This window comes from Pseudomonadota bacterium (assembly GCA_039714795.1).
Lineage (GTDB): Bacteria > Pseudomonadota > Alphaproteobacteria > JAGOMX01 > JAGOMX01 > JBDLIP01.
Genome location: JBDLIP010000136.1, coordinates 1 through 4,234 on the forward strand (window position 1 = coordinate 1; position 4,234 = coordinate 4,234).

The 4,234-nt window shown below is 42.1% G+C and carries 1 protein-coding gene; it reads right to left on the reverse strand.

The features are described from left to right. Positions 1–3,717 (reverse strand): hypothetical protein (locus ABFQ95_07835; protein ID MEN8237431.1); only part of this gene is annotated, 3,717 nt, incomplete at its 3' end. Positions 3,718–4,234 lie beyond the last annotated feature (517 nt).

Here is a 4,234-nt window from a genome sequence, read left to right on the forward strand (position 1 = left end):
TGCATAACGACCTTGCAGATCCAGCTCATTAAGCTGAATTTTACCCCGGTTTTCGACTTTCCAACTTATGTTCCAAATACTTTTGCCCAACAATCCAATGATTTTATCCCAGTTAAATATTTCCCTCCCAGTTAGGTTGATTGTCTTATCTCCTTGAATTTTACCCTTATTTTTAAGAGTTTTACTGAAGTTCAAATTCACCGCTTGTGAGGAACCAATTGCTGCACCAGACGCATTCGTGACTGTTGTTCCTTTGTAGGACAACCCACCTGTGCCTAGAATTTTTCCAGAGTTGGTTAACGTATTGCCTTGCAAAACCATAGCACCTTTTGTTGTCTGTAAAAGATGCTTATTGTCCAGGATATTAATATCTCCTGTAATCTTTTCTTGGGCTTGGATTGTTCCCTTATTTAATAGTTGTTCGGCAGTAAGCTTAAGGTCCTTGCCCAATATCATACCCGTATTGGTGATATTTTGACCGTTCACTGTTAAGGATCCCTGGTTGTTCACACTAAAGATCTCACCAGCATTAGAGCTAGCTTCAGAAAGGGTGAAGTTTAAATCTTTTGTTGAAGCTATTTGTCCGCCTTTCTTATTGGTCAATTGGCGGCCATTATAACGAACTCCCAAATGTCCTGTAAAGTTCCCGGAATTGAGCAGATGATCTCCTTTTAGATCAATAAGCCCCTTTGCCGATTTGAACGACCCTGAGTTATCCAAAGTTGTGACACAACCAGATAAATTTTGTTGCGCGGTAAAGGTTCCCTCGTTAAGAAGTTTTTGTAAATTAACCTCTGAGTGCTGACTGGTTATTGTGCCCGTATTGAGCAGCTGCTTTCCGGTAAATTTTAATTTGCCCTTTTGTGAGAAGTCCACCAAACCTCGGTTTTCCATCAGACCTGATTTAAATTCTGCGGATTGATTGGTGGCAGAATTAGAAATACTCCGAAAACCTGAGTGGAGGTCCTTGGCATCGTCAATGACATTCAAATTGAGTAGATGCGACATCTGTAACTTACCCTTATGCAAACGTACATTACCCCGATTGATAAGCTGGCGTTTGGCGGTTACAGCACTTTCATGCATGGCAAAGTTACGGTTGTTGATAAAATCCTGCCCGTTCCATTGCCAACGCTTTTCGGCAATAAAGATGCCATCATTGATTAACTTTGTGCCCAGGACGTTCCCATCACCCTGCAATTCGAACTGGCCTTTGTTATGTAGATTTTGCACCGTGCCATTAAATGCCCCTTTGAAATCAATGATTCCCGCATTGACCAACTCATGAAGATCCACAATGGTAGTGTTACTCACCTCCATATCACCGGTCGCACTATTCTTAAAGGATTTTCCTGTAAGTGTCAGAGTATTGGTCGAAATAGTCTCATCGTTGGTAAAGCTCTGACGTTTAATATCCAGCTGTTTTGTCTTTAAAATACCGGCGTTGACAGCTTGACCTTCCCTTTGCCTTGACCGTCTACCAGCTTTGGCAACAGCCTTGAATTCGACCTGACCAGCCTCTATTCCGGCACCTGCATCGTTGTGCCAGTCACGAGAGCCAAAAACAATATGTTCACCTGTCAACTTGCCGGTGATTGCTTCGCCAAGATATGTCCCTGTACTATTCTTAAAGGCATTGCATTCAATAACGCTTGGTGCGTCTGTACTGCTTTCCAATTTTAAAATATTCTCGTTAATCAAGCTGCCAGATCCATTGATATGCCGTAATAATAAATTCCCTTGATTGGTAAATTTACTCCCCACTGTTAGCTCTAAACCTGTCCCCTGTAAATGCCCTTGGTTTTTTCCCCGAGTTACTTTTAAATTACCGGTTCCCAGGAAAGCTCCTAGATTTTGTAAGTTTTGCACCGATAGGTCATAACCCTGGCTTGCCTCAATAAAACCGCGGTTTTCTAGTTGAGCAATCTCCCCTTTGATTTTACCACCCACAGCCATATGCCCTTTGTTGGCAAACTGCCCTGAAAATCTTGCAAACTCCAGGCTTTCCTTAAAGCTAAGCCCAGGCTCATCTTTTGTTCCAGACGCATTGACAAGTTTGCATTTTCCAGAAATCTCTCCGGTTGCACCGGTGATTTTCCCTTCGTTAACTAAGCTTTTTTTTAGGCCGAGATGTACATGGCCTTGACTAGAAACAACCCCTATATTGGTCAGTTGACTATTTTTAATCTGGGTTTGTTGCTCTCCATGAACCGATCCATGATTTATCAGCTCTCCTCTGCCTGAGGTTGCCACCTCAGACCCCATTAGTTTGCCTTCACTTTCATTAACAAACTTACTGGATTTTTTTAAATCTAAGGTGAGAGGGCCATGAGTAGTTTGTGCATTATCGCTTGCACCACTGCCCAGTTTGCCTCTATTGATGAATTTGCCCCCTGTGGTAAAAGACAAACCTCGTCTGCCGTAAATATCACCTTCCGATAGTCCCTCACCAACACTCACTGTACTTGCACCATGACCACCAATTTTACCAGTCACCGCGTTAGATAAATGCTTGGTTGAAAAATCTAAATTCTCTTCTCCATGAATAGTGCCCTCATTATAAGTTGCTCCCTGCACATTCACTTTTTGAATTGCTGCACTCATTTGCTTATGGTTATAGAGATCACCACCAATTTCTAGTGTTTGTTTTCCTGCTCCGCTCATCTCCCCAAAGTTACGCCAGTGCAATTTGGTCTTGAGCTGTGTCGCTTCATTGGTTTTTATTGTGGCATGGTTCTCGCCTCCCTTTTTGAGATCAAAGGATAGATTATCAGCCTGTATTTCCCCATAATTGGAAAAGAAATTGCCATCGACACGCAAACCAGAAGACAAAAACTTACCATAGTTTGCCATGACACCGCCGTGGTGAATCGCTGCACCTTCAACGCCCTGGACAATTCCGTGATTGAAAAAACCCTCATTCCACAGGTCAAGTTGGCCCTTGGCTGCAAATTTAACTTGTCCATGATTAAACAAAGCACCCCCTTGAAGATTCAGATTCTTCACATCCAAGGCACTGTCTTCATCTACCACAAACGCCGATGTTTGCTCAGGATGATTGAGCTTAACATCGAGTCTATCTATTTTAGACGTTCCAGTGTTGATCACAAAAGCAGCAGCCACCTGTAAATGTTTTGCATAAAGATCATCCAAAACAACATTGCCAAAGGTTTCAACCCGAATCTTAGAGGTTAAGGAATCAGAATCCCCCCCCTTGAGCAGCACAGAACCATTCCAGTCCACCACAACATTTCCCAATTGTGGCACCAACCACTGCACCCCATAAGATTTATCCTCCTTATCATGCAGTAACTTCAGTGCTTTATCATTGTTCTGTTGCCAGGGAGAAACCGTATGCTCAGCAACAATTTTCAAGTCCTGTTTCTGGCCGGCGGAAATGGTTTCTAAGCCACCTGTATCATTTTGAATATCATCGTTTTCCAGTTGCCTGTGCAAGACTTGCAGCTTAAAGTGCCATGGTTCAGATTTGCTATGATCCTGATGCTCAGCATGCAGGTCCTGAACTTCATTTTCTAGTCCAAATTCTTTAGGAGTTATAACCCGTTGCACACGTAGGGTATAGTTAGAAATATCAAAATCTTGGCTGCGATATGCAGATGGCACATCTACTCCGTAAGCTCCAGGTACAAAAAGCGTATGGGAGTAGCAAAATAGCATTACCCAGCTCATAAAACGATAAAATGTGTTGCTTTGCATATCTCAAGTTCCTTTTCCACATTCCTGCCGTTACAGCAGGGTATTTAACACAAACACTCTAATTTGCCAAAACATTTGCTTCGACAAAAGTCGTGTAACAAAACAGATGGATAACAACACTCAAAATACAAAAATAACAACAGTTGCTGGATTTAGATCCATTGCAACTCACTCATACCGCCTGTTAAAGCTTATGAGAAACTCTATAAAACTTTCTTGTAGATAAAGTCAACATTTATTTTCTGTTGGATTTTATTAAAAATGAAACTAAAAGAACCTTAACATTACTTAAACCCGCGCCCCATAAGGAAAAGCAATATCGTCAATGCGCATAGTGCATGGGAAAAATAAATGCATGGGGTCCTTGGAGATGGATAGGGTTTTATCAGGTGGGTATTGCATCAATATTATGTAGATGGGCACTGTACCAGTTCTATTCCACACCTCCCCCAAACCAAGTTTTCTGGTGGCATAAGGGATAGCCTGCCATTGAAACAAACTCTACCAGTAAAGAAGC